Source organism: Fervidibacillus halotolerans (genome assembly GCF_026547205.1).
Classification (GTDB): Bacteria; Bacillota; Bacilli; order Bacillales; family Caldibacillaceae; genus Fervidibacillus; species Fervidibacillus halotolerans.
The window spans coordinates 2,734,702-2,751,026 of the sequence record NZ_CP106877.1; the positions used below are offsets into that span (position 1 = coordinate 2,734,702).

Genomic DNA, 16,325 nt, shown 5'->3' on the forward strand with positions numbered 1-16,325 from the left:
GGAGGGAAATGATTTTGGCAAAGGTACAATATTACGGAACCGGACGTCGTAAAAGTTCTGTTGCTCGTGTTCGTTTAGTCCCCGGTGACGGAAAAATTATCATTAATGATCGTGATATCGAAAGCTACATTCCTTTTGAAACGTTGCGTGTAGTTATAAAACAACCACTTGTTTTAACGGAAACGCTCGGTCGTTACGATGTATTCATAAACGTTAAAGGTGGCGGTTTTACTGGTCAAGCAGGTGCGATTCGCCACGGTATTGCTCGAGCTTTATTACAAGCGGACCCAGAATACCGTCCAACGTTGAAACGTGCAGGATTTCTAACTCGCGATGCCCGCATGAAAGAGCGTAAAAAATACGGTCTTAAAGGCGCGCGTCGTGCACCACAGTTCTCAAAACGTTAAAAACCTTTATATATCAATGGTTTTTCAGCTCCCACTCCGGAATGGTTGGGAGCTTTTTAACGTTCGCAAAAAGCTAGCACCCACAAAACACCCACAAACATTTGAAAAATCGGCTCTATAATAAATGTTGGGGTTTTCACACAATTTTAGTGAAAAAAAACACACGCAACCCCGTCATTCTTTTATACTTGAATTGTCTAAAAACAAGAAAAAGAATGGAGTTGCGTGTACTATGAATTTTAACATGAATATCCCCGGATTAAAAGATTGTCAGGTGATAAAAGTAGAAGAACGTAAAGGGGAAATTCTCCTCTATGTGGAAATGGAACGAAAGCCACACCTTTGTCCTAACTGTGGACAGCTCATCGATAAAGTGCATGATTATCGATGGCAAAAAGTGCAACATTTAAAATGGTTTGAACGGATGACGTATATTTGGTATAAACGTCGTCGATATGCCTGTGCTTGCGGAAAACGCTTTTCCGAAAAGAATCCGTTTGTCAAACGATATCAACGAACATCGATTGAATGGAATCAGGCTGTGTCCGTATGCGCTATTAAGGGAAAGACATTTAAGGAAGTCGGAGATGTTTATGGTACCTCCTCCACGACCATTATGAGGCGATTTGATCAAATTGCTCAAACAGAAATCAAGCAAGTAGAGTCATTACCTCGAGTGATTGCGATTGATGAATATAAAGGGGATACGAGGGAAGGAAAGTATCAACTCATCATTGCCGATGGGATCACCAAGCAACCCCTAGATATCCTACCGAACCGGAATAAAAAGACGATAAAGGATTACCTTCAAAGGCATGGTCACCACGTTCAAGTGGTGATTATGGATATGAGTCCTTCTTTTAAGGCAGCCGTTCGTTCGGCCCTAGGAAACCCCGTGATCGTGGCGGATCGTTTTCATTTTTGTCGTTATATTTATTGGGGGATCAATCGAGTTCGTAGGCGTATTCAGCAGCAGTTTCACGACTATGACCGCAAAAAGTGCAAAAGAAAACGGTACATATTTTATAAACCACAAAACACATTAACGGAAAACGATTAGTGGCATTTAAAACGCTATTTGAATATGTCAGAAGAACTAAAAAAACCTATGCACTCAAAGAACGTTATCAAGAATGGTTTAACCGAGCAAAAGAGATCGGTCAAGAAAAGATTAATGAGGTAAAAAAAGAGCTGGAAGCATTTTATCAAGTCGTAGAGGAATCCGAAATTCCAGAGATGAAACAAGCGATAGAAACATTTCGCAATTGGCAAGTAGAAATCCTAAATAGCTTTGTGTATGGTCATTCCAATGGCTTTTTGGAAGGAATCAATAATACGACAAAAGTCATTAAGCGAAACGGTTATGGATATAAAAACTTCAAGAGATTTCGAGCAAGAATCTTATTTAGACATCAGTATAAAGGAATAGGCCTACATTTAGGTTAGGATAGGGGTGGCCTGATTTCTTTACCACCCCAACATTTGACGGAGAACCGAAAAATCATCAAACGAATTGAAAAATGTAATACGGAAAAGAATTGTATTATTATGAGAGGCTTCATTTTATAAATTTTTTTTCACGCAAAACATGCTTAAAGATTGGCAATAACTACAAAAAAGTATTCAATACCATTTGAACTTCAATGAATAATTCTTCATTGTGCTGCTTTCTTCTCCATTTTTATTAGAATCCAAATATTTTTGTGTGATGTATTTAAAGAGACACGAAAATATTTTTAATCACATGCATACATTCTTCCCACTACCTCAGTGTAAAACAAAACTTAATTACGATAGTAAAAAAGAAGCTCGCATTGGCATACATTTATCGCTACAAACTATTTGTTTGTTTGTAATATATAGAAAAATATAAAATTACGTCTCGTATAAAATATATGATATGTTCTAAACCTTGTAAGTAGGAAAGGGCTGCTATTTTGAGTATTGTTTCTTATTTTATATTGTATATACTCGATAAAATAATTGTTGTTTGTTATAATTTAATCAAAATAAATAAAGGGCGATTTCATGTGTATTTTGGATGTTAGTTCCTGGAGAGAGGAGTTTAACAAACAAGCATCAGGAACCAGAGTAAAGTATTGGATTATTGATCCACAAACATCACATGAATATATGTTTAAAATACCGAGAGAAAATACCGGTGAAGCATGGGCTGAAAAAATTTCCTCTGAAATAGGCAAATTACTCGGACTGTCAATGGTGGATGTACACCTAGCAGTTAGAAAGAACATATATGGAATAATAGCAAAGAAATTTACGTCAGGAACAGAAGAATTCTATGAGGGTGGCGACCTCATTACATCGATTGTAGACGAATTTGATCGTTATAAGCTGGACTATTATAATTTTGAAAATATTTCAAAGGTCTTAAAGGAGTTTCAATTGGATAAAGAATTTGTTGCCATTCCCATTTTTGATGCTTTAATTGGAAATCAGGATAGACATTGTGATAATTGGGGAATAATAAGGACAAAAACCGGTTATCGATTAGCTCCTATTTACGATAACGGTGCCTCATTAGGATTTCAATTAAAAGAAGAACGTATCAAACTCATGTTAAAAGACTCAAATATGTTTAAAGCATTTACGAATAGAAGCTATTCCTTGATAGGTATAGGGGGAAAAAAGAAACCTAAGCATATGGAATTACTTTCAGTGATACGAAAGAAATATCCGAAAGAAGTTGAAAAAGAAATGGATCGTTTGGTGCTTTTAGATAGAGACAATGTCATTCATCTTTTAAATACAATACCTTCATCAATTATGAGTGATATTTATAAAGAATGGGTGGAAAAGCTTTTACTTTTTCGGAAAGAGTGGATTTTAACATGGAGAAATGGGAGTGAATAGATGATGAGTAACCGACCATTTGTATTATGGCTTATTTGGCAAAATCAGGAAACCAGGCAACGATATCATATTGGTACATTATCAAGTTTAAATGGTGAATATACTTTTTCCTATGAGTTGAGTGGAAAAAGAAGAACATTAATTGAGGCGATGGAAAATGGATATCGTCCGCATTTAGCTTTCAGAGATGTTAATAAAGTATACAAATCAAATCGTTTATTCGATGCTTTTGCAAGAAGATTACCAGATAAACGGCGACCAGATTTTCATGAACTATTAGAATCACTTGGCCTACCGAAAGATTATACGGATATGGATTTGTTACGAGCAACAGGAGGAAGATTAGCAACAGATCCGTATGAATTTGTCGCACCTATCTATCGCTATGGTAACCACTTTGACTTCGACTTTTTTATAGCTGGTTGGCGTTATTATGAAGGTGAAAAAGCCTTACGGGAATTAAAAATTGGAGAAGAAGTAAGACTTGAACGGGAATTAAAGAATCCGAAAGATAAAAAAGCTGTTGTTATTTTGTCGACAAAATCCGGTTCTAAGCTAGGGTATGTACCGGCGTTTTATAGCGGTTTTATGTTTGATGTTATTGAAAAGCAAGATCAATTCTATGCAAAAGTAGAAAAAATTAATTATAATGCAAAGCCCCAACTAAAAGTTGTTATATCCGTTGTGGGTGAAACAACGATTAATGAGTATGAGGGATCAGATTTTAATATTATTGAAAGACTTGAATTTGTATAATAATTTTTTTCGTATCTTTTATTCTGATACCGTATAGATGTAGAAGTACCAAATTGTTAACCAACTTCTTTAAAAGTTTTTGATTTTACAAAACGTATGCGAACCGCCCGATCTAACTCTTTTGAAAATTAAAAATATCGTTCGACAATATAATTATATGCAACAAATCTTTTTCCACATGCACCACTTCGGCATCTTCGTTTCCTGTAAAACTTGTGCTGAAGTGTTCTCACCATTTTAAATGCTTAATTTTAAACATTCGATTTATAGATTTTCCGTGTTCTTTCCCACAGGGACATCCATGTATCTTTAAAGACGTTTCCACATCGATTGCGATTCCGTCCTTTAAATTTTGTATAGCTGTAATGATTTCATCTTTAAAACCAGAAACTTTTTGAATATTGTTGTCAATTCAACTGTAAAAGAAATTGGAGAAAGCGCGCTTTTTTCTGAAATTGTTTAGAACCCCCAACGTTTAGATTATAGTCGAAAATTTGAAACATAAATAAGATAGGCAAGGGAAAGAAAAATTATCTTTCATCCCCTCACCCACTTTTTTCTGTTTGAAATATCGAAATCATTTTCACATCTTTTTTTTAAATGTCACAGTTCTATGAGAACTGACGACACAATTTGTTGGTGATTAAAGTTAGGTCAACAAAAGGAAGTAAATATTGTTATTTTAAACGACTCGATTTCCTTTCGATCAATGTCGGTTCGAGTTTGATTTGAACTTTCTTAGAAGAAACTTTTTTTTCAATTCGATCTAACAAAAGTTTCATCGTCGTTTTTACCATCTCTTCGATCGGTTGGTGAATACTTGAAATTCCCATCATTTTCGATAAGATCGTATCGTCAAAACCGATGACGGAAATATCTTCTGGCACTTTTATTCCCCGATCTTCAACCGCTTTCACAAATTCCACCGCCATAAGGTCATTTGTTGTAAACACGCTTGTAAACTCCAAATTCGTTACTCGATCCAAATAATCTTCAATATCTTGCCTGATGAGATAACTATTCGAAGAAGTTTCTTTGATTGTAATATAGTTTTTCATCTGAAAGGTAAATCCATTTTCTGCTAAAGTATCTCGAAATCCAAAAAATTTATCATCAGGTATATTTCCAACCATTCCAAAGGTTTTATGATTTGTATAAATAAACTTTTTTGCCGCCAATTGTCCTGCTTTATAGTGATCTAGACCAACACTATGAAACTCCTCGTGAGTTTGCGTAACGGAAACGACCGGAATAGGTAATTTACTGATTTTTTCAAAATTATAATCACTTGTCGGTACGAAAATAATGCCGTCGACTTGACGGGAAATAAAATTTTCCATACTTTCCCATTCCAAGATCGGATTTCTCTTCGAATTGTGTAATAAAATATTATATCCGTAATTTCTCGCAACACTTTCCAACGTATCAATTAATTCAACAAAATACGGGTTATACGTTTCTGTTACACAGACACCAATGATATAAGATTGATTTTGTTTTAACGTTTGTGCTGCTTTATTTGGAACGAAGCCGACTTCGTTAATTACATCGAAAACACGTTTCGCTAATTTTTCATTCACTCCCTCTTTCCCATTAATCACCCGAGATACGGTAGATTGGGAGACGTTTGCGAGCTTTGCAATTTCTTTCATCGTTAATTTCTTCATAGCCATCTCCTTCCTACTTTCAAAAGTTTGCAAATACGAATTAAAACGTTAAAACGATAGAAAATCGCAAAAGAAGGCTAAATCATGGCTTACGTTAAGTCTATCATGAAAAAACGTACAATTAAATTTTTCCCTTCGAACATAAGTTTTTTTATCAATTAATTTTTCATTTATCCTTTTTTGTTCATCCTTCTGTTTAAATCTTCAATTCTAAAATTTATAAAAAGTTACCCTTTATTGATTTGGGATGCGGAAAACGAGCGATATTCGAGTTAACTAAAATGAATAGGTATGAAATCCTTAAGAATACAATCTTGATTTGAATCAACAATAATGAATCGAAATGAAAACGTTTTAATGTTTTATTGACATCAATCTTAGCCTATTGTAACATAATTAGTGTAATATGAGAATACGTATTCAAACAGAAAGAAACATATTTTAAAGTATTATAATGGGAAAAATTAAAAACAATTTATTTTTTATTTTGATTACGTTTTCTAAAGCTGTTGGTTTAATAGGATGTAATTCAAACTCTTCTAGTGATGGCGATTCCGATAAGATTATCATATGGACACAAGCATCTGAAGATCATCCTGAAGGACAAATGTTTGCAGAAAGGGTTAAAAAATATAATGAAATGAATCCGGACAAGCCTCAAGTGGAAATCGAAAATATTACGAGAGCTGGTGCCGGTTCCGGTTATATTGATAAGTTAAACGCTGCAATTACGGCAAAAGACATGCCTGATATTTTCACTTTGGACGGCCCTGATGTTTCTGCTTATGTGGATGCGGGTCTTGTTGGAGAATTGGATAGTTACATGAGTGAAGGCTTTAAAGAAGGTTTTACACCTGCCATGATTGATCAGGGCACAGTTGATGGAACATTTTATGCGATGGGTTATCAAGATTCTGGAGTCGTTATCATGTATAACGAAGATATGATTAATGCTTTACCGGAAGATATCACATCGGAAATACCTTCTTCGGATGCAGATTGGACATGGGATGAGTTTATTGATCTTGCAAGGAAAGTTGATGATTTTGCGAAGAAGACGGATGACCCGGCATTTGACGATTATGAAGTTGCTGTAAGTTTACTTTTGACAGATATTACTTCAGGAGCTTATGAAACGGGTACATATTATTTAACCCCATTGCTTTGGTCAAATGGTGCGAACATCGTTGCGGAAGACGGAGTTACGGTAGATGGTGTATTAAATAGTGAAGAGAGCATCGATGCACTTACCCAGTATGCAAAATTATTTGAAGAACCTGCTCTTGCAAGTGCTTCTGAGTCAGAGAAAGCTTTTCATACTGGTAAAGCAGTTTTTTCCATTAGTGGATTTTGGTACATTAATGAATTAACAAATAACTATCCGAATTTGCATTTTCGAACGTTGCGTTATCCGAAAATGGATAAGGACTATAATGGATTATACACACCATCGGGATCTTGGGCATTTGTAAGAAATGGATTAGAAACTGATGAGGTAAAAAAAACAGATCGTAGAAGTTATGGAATGGTTAACAAATGATGAAGCAGCTGAACAATACTATGAAGCAAATGGAGCAATTCCAGGGAGAAAGGATTCAGTTGATGTTATCGATACAAATACTGATAATCCGTACCATAACGAAGCATGGACGGTTTTAAAATATCAAGTAGAAACCACAAATAAAGCACGTCCGATATCCCCCGGATATCCATATTTATCCGAAACCTTTGCTAAAGATATTCTTCTAAAAATAGCTCAAAACGAAGTAACCGATCAAAAAACGATTCGATCATATGTGGATGAAGCGGTGAAAAAAATCGATTTAGAATTTGAGAAATATCGTAAATGATATTGAAACCCGAAAGGGAAGTAGAAGTTCAGCAAACCGAGTAAATTTGGGCCGGCTAGGCAAAAGGTGCGTTTAGCCGCCCTTTCCTTTTCCGCCACGGACAATGAAATTTCGAATCGTAATCGATAACTTTAATGAGATGAGGAGTGAAATTTGGATGAAACGGGGGATCAAGCGGTTCGTTAAAATTAGAAATTTAAATGATCAACATAAAAAGCAATATAAAAAAAGTGAAATTTTCTATGCCTATGGGTTTTTATCACCCGCGATGATTTTAGCATTTTTGTTTATCGTTTTTCCGATCTTGATTGCATTTAGTTATGGATTTACAGACTATTATTTGTTAAAACCCGATGAAAAACAATTTATCGGTTTACGTAATTTTGTCCGAATGGCATCCGATGATGTTCTTATAAAAAGTTTTTTTAATACAGTCCAATTTGTTATTTTAGTGGTCCCATTACAATTATCGATGGCACTGATCCTTGCATTAATTATTAATCAGAAAGTTCGAGGGGTAGGTTTCTTTAGAACAGCCTATTTTGCACCGGCGGTTTTATCATTAGTAGTAATTTCCATTCTATGGACAGTGATGTTAAATCCAAATAACGGGTTAATTAATCAACTGTTATCCGATTTCGGTATTCCGAAACAACCGTTTCTTTCCAGTGCAGATCAGGCGATGTATTCCATCGTCGCAATTTCTGCTTGGAGTGGGTGTGGATATTAAATGATGATTTTTTTAGCCGGTTTAAAAAATATCGATCAAAGTTTATATGAAGCTGCCGATATCGATGGAGCAAATGGACTTCAAAAATTTTTGCACATCACCCTTCCTTCCTTAAAACCGATTACTATGTTTTTAATAATCACAACGACAATCCAAGCGTTTAAGTTAATCGTTCAACCGATGGTCATGACTGGTGGTGGACCTGACTATTCGGCGATGACTGTGCTTCAATATATTTATGAGTATGGATTCCGACATCGAAACGTTGGCTATGTAAGTGCGGTTACAATCGTTTTCACGCTCTTTTTAATCATTGTATCAATAATCATTAAAAAGTTATTTCGGGAGGAGGAAGTGGCTTGAAAATATTGAAAAAAACTTTATTTTATGTCGTTGCAAGCCTCCTAGCTTTACAGTTTTTATTACCACTAATTTGGATGATTTTATCTTCGTTTAAAATTGACGAGACAATCTATAAGGATATTAATAGTATTTTTGCCTTTATTCCAAGATTTTCAGATTTAACATTCCATTCGTATTCAGAGTTGTTAGGAATGTACAATATTTTTAAAAACGTAGGAAATAGCCTCCTTTATGCATCGATTACGACAATCGTTGGTCTAACAATTAATTCATTAGCAGGCTATGCCCTAGCCCGTTTTATATTTCCATTTAAGGACGGAATATTAATTTTTATCATTGCACTGATGATTGTTCCAATTGAGGCGATTATTTTGCCCTTATTTTTAGTTGTGAATGATATGGGGTTAATTAACACGATTCCAGGGTATTTGCTTCCGTTTTTTGTAAACGTAATGAATATTTTTCTTTTTAGACAACATTTCCTTTCCTTCCCCGGTGAACTGATTGAATCGGCGAAAATCGATGGACTTGGGGAGATTGGTAGTTTCTTTAAGATTGTTGTTCCATCTAGTTTAAACATTTATGTTACAGTTGGAATTTTAACATTTTTAACTTCGTGGAATGATTTCTTATGGCCGGTAATGGCACTTTCCAATTCGGATTTAATGCCTGTCCAAGTCGCATTAAATGCTATTTTTAGTGACACATATAATATTTTCACAAGCCATACGATGGCAGCTTTGACCATTGTAACGATTCCGGTTGTGTTGTTATATGCATTTTTCCAAAAATATATCATCGAAGGATATACCAGAAGTGGTATTAAGTAGAAAGGAGCCTTTATGAACAAACTAGAAAAAGCAAACAAATATATTCAAGAAAATAAAGATCAGGTGAATAACCGCCCCATTTATCATTTTTCTCCGGAAATCGGTTGGATGAACGATCCGAATGGTTTTATTTATTACAAAGGACGGTATCATTTATTTTACCAATATAACCCTTATGATGTCGTTTGGGACAATATGCATTGGGGACATGCAACAACGACTGACTTTGTACAATGGGAGTACTTGCCCATCGCATTGGCCAATGATCGATGGTACGATGCCAATGGTTGTTTTTCAGGTAGTGCCATCGAAAAGGATGGAAAACTTTATCTTATGTATACGGGGCATGTCGATCCGAATCTCGGATTTGATCGAATCGAGTCGGAAATATTTGAGCGGCAATGTATCGCCGTGTCGAAGGATGGAGTGAACTTTGACAAAATAAAGGAAAATCCTGTCATCGATGAAAAGATATTACCTGAAGGATATTGCATATGTGATTTTCGAGATCCTAAAGTGTTTGAAAAGGATGGAAAATATTATGCTGTCCTTGCGGTAAGAAACAAACAGCGTCGTGGGGAAATTATTTTATTTTCATCCGATGATCTTTTAACATGGGAATTCCATTCGTCGATTTATCAATCAAAGGATGAGGAAAATATTTTATTGGAGTGTCCTGACATATTTTCGATCGATGGAAAAGATGTTTTACTTTTCTCGGTTATGCCATGCGATCCTATTTATGCGAACGAAATTCAAAATCATACCGCATATTTAATAGGAAAACTGGATTTGGAAAAGGGAAAATTTTTCGTCGAACAAAAGGGTCTTTTAGATTATGGTCGTGCATTTTACGCACCTCAATCGACAACAGGGAAACATGGAGAACGTCTGTTAATTGGCTGGATGCATAAATGGCATCAAAAAAATCCGCCAAAATCGTACGGATTTAACGGTATGATGTCCCTCCCTCGCCAATTAACAATAGAAAATGGTCGTTTTATTCAAAAACCGGCGATCGATCTACATTCATTCTTTTCTGAGAAAAAGAATCAGAAAAACATTCGAATGTACGCTGGAAAAGAATGGTCTATTGAAAATATTGCAGGGTATTTAAAAATTAACGTCGATCGAAAAAAATCTTTTACTGTTCAATGTTTCAAAAAAAGCGATCATGGGATTCAATTTGAATGGGATGGATGTAATGGGAATTTGATCGTCTCTTCCAGTTATGGCGACAAAGAGACGATTCAAATCGAGATCGATGATGAAAATAATGATTTTATTACTTTTGAATGGTTTATTGATCGTCATTCGATCGAATTATTTATCAACGGTGGACAAAAAGTTGCCAGTTTCATTGCCTATGAAGAGGATAAAGGAAGACAGACGGCTATTTCTGTAAAAGAAGATACGACCATTGAAACCGTTGAATATAGGGAATTTATTTTTAAGTAGGAGGGCTACACATGTATTTTGGAGCAATTGAAGCCGGCGGAACAAAATTTGTATGTGCGGTAGGGGACAAAGATTTACAAATCATCGATCAAACTACGATTCCGACAACAACTCCAAAAGAAACGATGAAAGAACTGTTTCGTTTTTTCGATTCCTATTCACTCGTCTCCATGGGAATCGGCTCCTTTGGTCCGATTGATGTAAAACAAGGATCTCCCACATATGGTCATATTACCAATACACCAAAAAAGGGATGGACGTTTTTCAATTTTGTCGGTTCAATCAAAGAAAAATACGATATACCAGTTGCGTGGACGACAGATGTGAACGCAGCGGCCTACGGGGAATGGAAAAATGGGGCAGCAAAGGGTTTGGAAAATTGTCTTTATTTAACGGTCGGTACAGGAATCGGCGGAGGAGCGATCGTTAATGGAAAACTTTTAGAAGGGTTTAGCCATCCAGAAATGGGACATATTTTGTTACAACCCCATCCGGATGATTCGTATGAAGGACATTGTCCATTCCATAAAAATTGTTTGGAAGGACTCGCATCAGGACCAGCCATTGAAGGAAGATATGGAAAAAAAGGGATTGAGCTTTCCGGTGAAGATCAAGTTTGGGAGATGGAAGCCTACTACATAGCCCAAGCGTTGATGAATTATTCATTAATTTTACGGCCGGATCAAATTATTTTAGGTGGCGGTGTCATGAAGCAAGAACAATTATTTCCCCTCATTCGGAAAAACTTTGAGTCGTTATTGAATCATTACATTGACACGCCCGATTTATCGAACTACATCGTTTCTCCAAAATTAGGGGACCGTGCCGGTATAACGGGAGCATTGAATTTAGCTTCTGAAGTAGTGGAGACCATTTGATTATCATTTTCGTAAAATAGATAAAATAATCCCGTGAAGAAGTATCATTATTATACGAAGAAAAAGGGAACGTTTAAAATCTGTATCGTACTACTGTGAGAAAAAGGAACGATTATTAAAATATCCCGGTTAGTGTAAAAAGTCTCTAATCGGGACTTCATTCCTCTATATAACATTTTCCTACGCGATGCTTTTTCTCTCAAAAGAAAGCGTTGACAGTATGTTGGAAAGTGTGCTAATATGAAAACATTAAATTAATAGTAAGCCTTTTCAACGGGGTTGTTACTGGTCGTGCAGGCAAAACCTAAATTGCTCATTTTTATACAAATGGGTAATTTAGGTTTTTTGTTTGTGGGCGGTGTCACATAAAAAAGAATTGAATAGGAATCGTAAGGGATGTTACCTATTGGGCATAACCTTAATAAATTCGGTATTCACGATAGTGGGTTCGAGTTTGTTAAGGTTTTTTATTTTAACAAATTTGAGAGGAGTATTTGTAAATGAAAAAAATTATGCTTAGTTTATTCGTAGTATTCGTTGTCGTAGGTTTAGTAGGCTGTAACGATGCGTCTGAAAAACCGTCAAATTCGTCTGATGATCAACAATCGGTTACTTTCACCCAAACGTATCAGCAAGGTGTTATCCAAGAAACAAAATATGGTACTGTTCAAGGGTATGAGAACTTGGAAGAAAACACGCTCGTATGGAAGGGGATTCCTTATGCCAAGTCCCCTGTAGGAGATTTACGATGGAAAGCTCCGGAGGACCCGGATACATTTGAAGGAATATATGACGCAACTAGTCTTGGGAATATAGCTATTCAAACATCTGCAGACGGAATAATTGGTAGTGAAGATTGTTTAAATCTTGATATATACCGACCGAACACAGATGAAACAGATTTGCCCGTATTCGTATATATCCATGGTGGGAATAATCAAACAGGAACTTCTGAAGAAATCACCGGTGATGCCTTTGTAAATGATTTGGGAGCTATTTTCGTTTCTGTCAATTACCGCCTTGGGCCACTAGGATTTAATCCACTTCCTGCATTGAATACTGGTGATGAACTAGAGGATTCTGGGAACTACGCTTTATTAGATATCGCAAAATCATTGGACTGGGTTAAAGAAAATATCGAAAGTTTTGGTGGGAATCCTACCAATATAACTATTTCAGGTTTCTCTGCGGGTGGAAGAGATGTGATGGCCATGTTGATTTCTCCAATTTTTGAAGGAAAATTTCAGAAAGCAATTGCCTTTAGTGGTGGCATGACGATAGCCGATGAACAAGATAGTATGAAAGTCTTTGCAGATGCAATCGCACCTCTCGTCGTGGAAGACGGAGTGAAAACTACTGAAGACGAGGCATACGAATGGCTTCTACAAGAAGACGAATCTGTCAAGGAATATTTATACTCTCTTTCAGCGGAGCGATTAAGTGGATTAATGAGTAATGCGATGATTCGAATGAGTGTATTCCCTCATTTATACAATGACGGGAAAGTAATTCCGGAAGAACAATTTGATACGGAAGATTATAACTCCGTACCATTAATCATGTTTACCGGAACGACCGAATTTTCTTTCTTTGCGATGGGAGATCCATATTTTGCAAGTAGCTTCCAGGATGGTAGCGTATTTACCGACTCCGAGAAGAGTGCACAATTCGATTTTGCAAAAAAATATGGCAGTATGTTATACAAGTATTTTAACACCCAAGAATCTGCATTAAAAATGTATGATCATTATGAAGCACCCATTTATACGATGGAAATGCCATTTGGTGAAAATCTAACTGAAACAACGGATATGGATGCATTCGGTTCTTTCCACGGTGTATTTGTACCACTTTTAGACACGAATAATACAAGTTATTTGTCATTTGTAACGGAATCGTATCAGTTGGAAGGAGCACAGAAATTGAAGGAACAATTTAGAGGTTATTTGGCCAACTTCCTTCATAACGATGATCCGAATGGTGACGGTTTGGAAAATTGGGAACCGTGGACGATGGAAAACCAAGTAGCATTACAGTTAACGGCTGATGAAAATAATGTCTATGCCCAAATGAATGAAGTGACGGAGAGTAAAGCGGATATGATTAATGAAATCGAAAAGGACTCTTCGATTTCCATGGAAGTGAAAGATCAAATCATAAGTGAAGTTTTAAATGGCCGATGGTTTAGCACCGAACTAGATGAATACTTCAAGAATTCGAGCCTATGGGTTGAATGACGACAGAACTTTGTAGTCTAAAAAATTGAAAATGTAAAATACTGATAAAATCTTGAAGGCCTCGTTTGATTATGAAATTAGAGGCTTTCTTTTTTTCTGCTGTCATTTTAGACAATTAGGTTTTATGAAAATTCCACAATAAATTTTCATCACGATGAAAAATCTTTTTGATATCAAATGAAGAGGGAAAACAGTACATATGAAAAGGAAGGAAATGAATGATGGGAACGGAATAATTTCGTCCATTTGAAACAAGATATATTTAGGAAATGTGGCGATTTTTTCAAACCATCATTAGCGAACATTTTCTTATTTCGTCTCTTAAAAACTCGCTCGTTTTAAATTTATTAACTCGTCCGTTTTTGTATGAATTGTGCTAAACTTGACGATCCATGTGTTTTTAACGTGAGAAAAACAACTTTTTCATATAAAATAGTAGTAGTCAAGTTAAAGACTACACAATTAGGAAAAGAAAGGAATAGTAGGATGAAAAAACAACAAATCGGTGTGATTGGTTTAGCAGTCATGGGGAAAAATTTAGCCCTGAATATTGAATCAAGGGGATATTCCGTTGCGGTGTACAATCGCTCCCCGGAAAAAACGAAGGATTTTATGGCAAACGAAGGAAAGGGAAAGGATTTCGTAGCTGCCTACAGTATAAAGGATTTCGTCAATGCATTGGAAAAACCGCGAAAAATATTGCTTATGGTAAAAGCGGGAAAGGCTACCGATGCGACGATTGAACAATTAAAACCATATCTCGAAAAAGGGGATATATTAATCGACGGTGGAAACACGTTATATAAAGATACGATGCGAAGAAATAAGGAATTGGATAAAACGGGCATCCATTTTATCGGAACCGGTGTATCTGGCGGGGAAGAAGGTGCATTAAAGGGGCCGTCCCTCATGCCGGGCGGACAGCGGGAAGCTTATGATCTCGTTAAACCAATCTTTGAAGCGATTGCTGCTAAAGCAAATGGAGAACCGTGTGTGACGTACATCGGACCGAATGGAGCGGGACATTTCGTCAAGATGGTTCATAACGGAATCGAATACGGGGATATGCAATTGATTGCTGAAGCGTATTTCATTTTGAAAAATGTTCTCGGAATGGAAGCAGAGGAGCTTCACGAAGTATTTGCTGAATGGAATGAAGGAGAGTTAAACAGTTACTTAATTGAAATTACGGCGGATATTTTTACGAAAATGGATGAAGAAACGGGAAAACCTCTTGTCGATGTCATTTTGGACAAAGCTGGTCAAAAGGGTACAGGCAAATGGACGAGTCAAAACGCCCTGGATTTAGGTGTGCCACTTCCGTTAATTACGGAGTCGGTCTTTGCCCGTTTCATTTCTGCGATGAAGGAAGAGCGGGTGAAGGCAAGTAAGGAATTAACCGGTCCAAGTGTACATTACGATGGAGATCGGGCAGAACTGATCGAAGCGGTTCGAAAGGCATTATATATGAGTAAAATTTGTTCCTACGCCCAAGGATTTGCCCAAATGCGTGCCGCTTCAAATGAATACGGATGGAATTTGGATTACGGAAAAATTGCGATGATCTGGCGGGGAGGTTGTATTATCCGTGCCCAATTCTTACAAAAAATTAAAGAGGCTTACGACCGTAATTCGGAATTGGAAAACCTTTTGTTAGATCCGTATTTTAAAGAAATTGCTGTTTCTTATCAATCCGCCCTTCGAAAAGTAGTGTCTTTGGCCGTTGCCAATGGCATTCCAGTACCTGCCTTTTCCAGTGCGATTCATTATTATGATAGCTACCGTTCTGAAAATTTACCTGCCAACTTAATTCAAGCACAACGGGATTATTTCGGAGCGCATACGTATGAACGAAAGGACAAAGAAGGTATCTTCCATACGAAATGGTTTTAAATTGTGAACACGGGTTTCGAAATGGGGAAATCTATTTCGAAGCCCTTTTTTTAACTGTTGTATAGCAGAAGTGTAGTATATGACAAATACTACTTATATACATTCTCTAGAAGATCTCCCCCATTTATAAATAAAAAGGACGAAGGTGATGAATCAAGTGAATCTTTGTTTTATCGGAGCAGGATTTTATGCCACAAAGAATATTGATTGATCCTTCCGTCATCCCCGATTTTCGGTACGTTGGAGACTTATATTTGCGTATGTTTGTAGGAAAATGGGAGCAGTTCATCGAATACTGTCAGTCAGGCCAACAACCCATTTCAAATGGTCGTGACAACGTTCAAACGATGGATTTATACGACCAGATTCTTTCAGTTTTATAAAA

At 36.4% G+C, this 16,325-nt stretch carries 14 protein-coding genes and 1 pseudogene; 14 read left to right on the plus strand and 1 reads right to left on the minus strand.

The annotated features are described in order from the left end of the window. Positions 1-14: 14 nt before the first annotated feature. The 4 genes and pseudogenes from rpsI to OE105_RS12930 all read left to right on the plus strand — a co-directional run bounded on the left by rpsI (position 15) and on the right by OE105_RS12930 (position 4,034). Positions 15-407, plus strand: coding sequence for a 30S ribosomal protein S9 (rpsI, locus tag OE105_RS12915; RefSeq protein WP_275420560.1), 393 nt, complete (start codon positions 15-17; stop codon positions 405-407). Positions 408-729: 322 nt separating this feature from the next. Further along, positions 730-1,853 (plus strand): annotated as a pseudogene (locus tag OE105_RS12920) (ISL3 family transposase). Between the two features lie 582 nt (positions 1,854-2,435). After that, positions 2,436-3,278, plus strand: coding sequence for a HipA domain-containing protein (locus tag OE105_RS12925; protein ID WP_275420561.1), 843 nt, complete (start codon positions 2,436-2,438; stop codon positions 3,276-3,278). 3 nt (positions 3,279-3,281) lie between these two features. Continuing rightward, the gene (locus tag OE105_RS12930) at positions 3,282-4,034 is read left to right on the plus strand and encodes an HIRAN domain-containing protein (RefSeq protein ID WP_275422200.1); all 753 of its coding nucleotides are present in this window, start codon (positions 3,282-3,284) and stop codon (positions 4,032-4,034) included. 677 nt (positions 4,035-4,711) lie between these two features. On the opposite strand, the gene OE105_RS12935 is transcribed toward OE105_RS12930, so the two are convergent. After that, positions 4,712-5,701 (minus strand): LacI family DNA-binding transcriptional regulator, encoded by a 990-nt coding sequence (locus OE105_RS12935; protein WP_275420562.1) that lies wholly within the window; start codon positions 5,699-5,701, stop codon positions 4,712-4,714. A gap of 454 nt (positions 5,702-6,155) precedes the next feature. Here OE105_RS12935 and OE105_RS12940 point away from each other — a divergent pair, with 454 nt between their 5' ends. The 10 genes from OE105_RS12940 to OE105_RS12985 all read left to right on the plus strand — a co-directional run bounded on the left by OE105_RS12940 (position 6,156) and on the right by OE105_RS12985 (position 16,323). Continuing rightward, entirely contained in the window at positions 6,156-7,241 is a 1,086-nt protein-coding gene (locus tag OE105_RS12940) for an extracellular solute-binding protein (protein ID WP_275420563.1), read from the plus strand. Next, a complete protein-coding gene (locus OE105_RS12945) occupies positions 7,222-7,551 on the plus strand; it encodes a type 2 periplasmic-binding domain-containing protein (protein ID WP_275420564.1) in 330 nt (109 codons plus the stop codon). The genes OE105_RS12940 and OE105_RS12945 overlap by 20 nt, the downstream gene beginning before the upstream one ends. Before the next feature lie 157 nt (positions 7,552-7,708). Continuing rightward, the gene (locus OE105_RS12950) at positions 7,709-8,281 is read left to right on the plus strand and encodes a carbohydrate ABC transporter permease (RefSeq protein ID WP_275420565.1); all 573 of its coding nucleotides are present in this window, start codon (positions 7,709-7,711) and stop codon (positions 8,279-8,281) included. Beyond that, a complete protein-coding gene (locus OE105_RS12955) occupies positions 8,282-8,644 on the plus strand; it encodes a carbohydrate ABC transporter permease (RefSeq protein WP_275420566.1) in 363 nt (120 codons plus the stop codon). Beyond that, positions 8,641-9,474 (plus strand): carbohydrate ABC transporter permease, encoded by an 834-nt coding sequence (locus OE105_RS12960; protein ID WP_275420567.1) that lies wholly within the window; start codon positions 8,641-8,643, stop codon positions 9,472-9,474. The genes OE105_RS12955 and OE105_RS12960 overlap by 4 nt, the downstream gene beginning before the upstream one ends. A gap of 12 nt (positions 9,475-9,486) precedes the next feature. Then, positions 9,487-10,932 carry a glycoside hydrolase family 32 protein gene (locus tag OE105_RS12965; protein ID WP_275420568.1) on the plus strand — a complete coding sequence of 482 codons (1,446 nt, stop codon included), beginning with the start codon at positions 9,487-9,489 and terminating at the stop codon, positions 10,930-10,932. Between the two features lie 11 nt (positions 10,933-10,943). Then, positions 10,944-11,810: an ROK family protein gene (locus OE105_RS12970; protein WP_275420569.1), complete on the plus strand. Its 867-nt coding sequence runs from the start codon at positions 10,944-10,946 to the stop codon at positions 11,808-11,810. Between the two features lie 500 nt (positions 11,811-12,310). Next, complete coding sequence (locus tag OE105_RS12975; protein ID WP_275420570.1) at positions 12,311-14,047, plus strand: carboxylesterase family protein; 1,737 nt, start codon at positions 12,311-12,313, stop codon at positions 14,045-14,047. A 486-nt stretch (positions 14,048-14,533) separates the two neighbouring features. Next, complete coding sequence (gndA, locus tag OE105_RS12980; RefSeq protein ID WP_275420571.1) at positions 14,534-15,940, plus strand: NADP-dependent phosphogluconate dehydrogenase; 1,407 nt, start codon at positions 14,534-14,536, stop codon at positions 15,938-15,940. A gap of 188 nt (positions 15,941-16,128) precedes the next feature. Beyond that, the gene (locus tag OE105_RS12985; protein WP_275420572.1) at positions 16,129-16,323 is read left to right on the plus strand and encodes a hypothetical protein; all 195 of its coding nucleotides are present in this window, start codon (positions 16,129-16,131) and stop codon (positions 16,321-16,323) included. Positions 16,324-16,325: the final 2 nt, after the last annotated feature.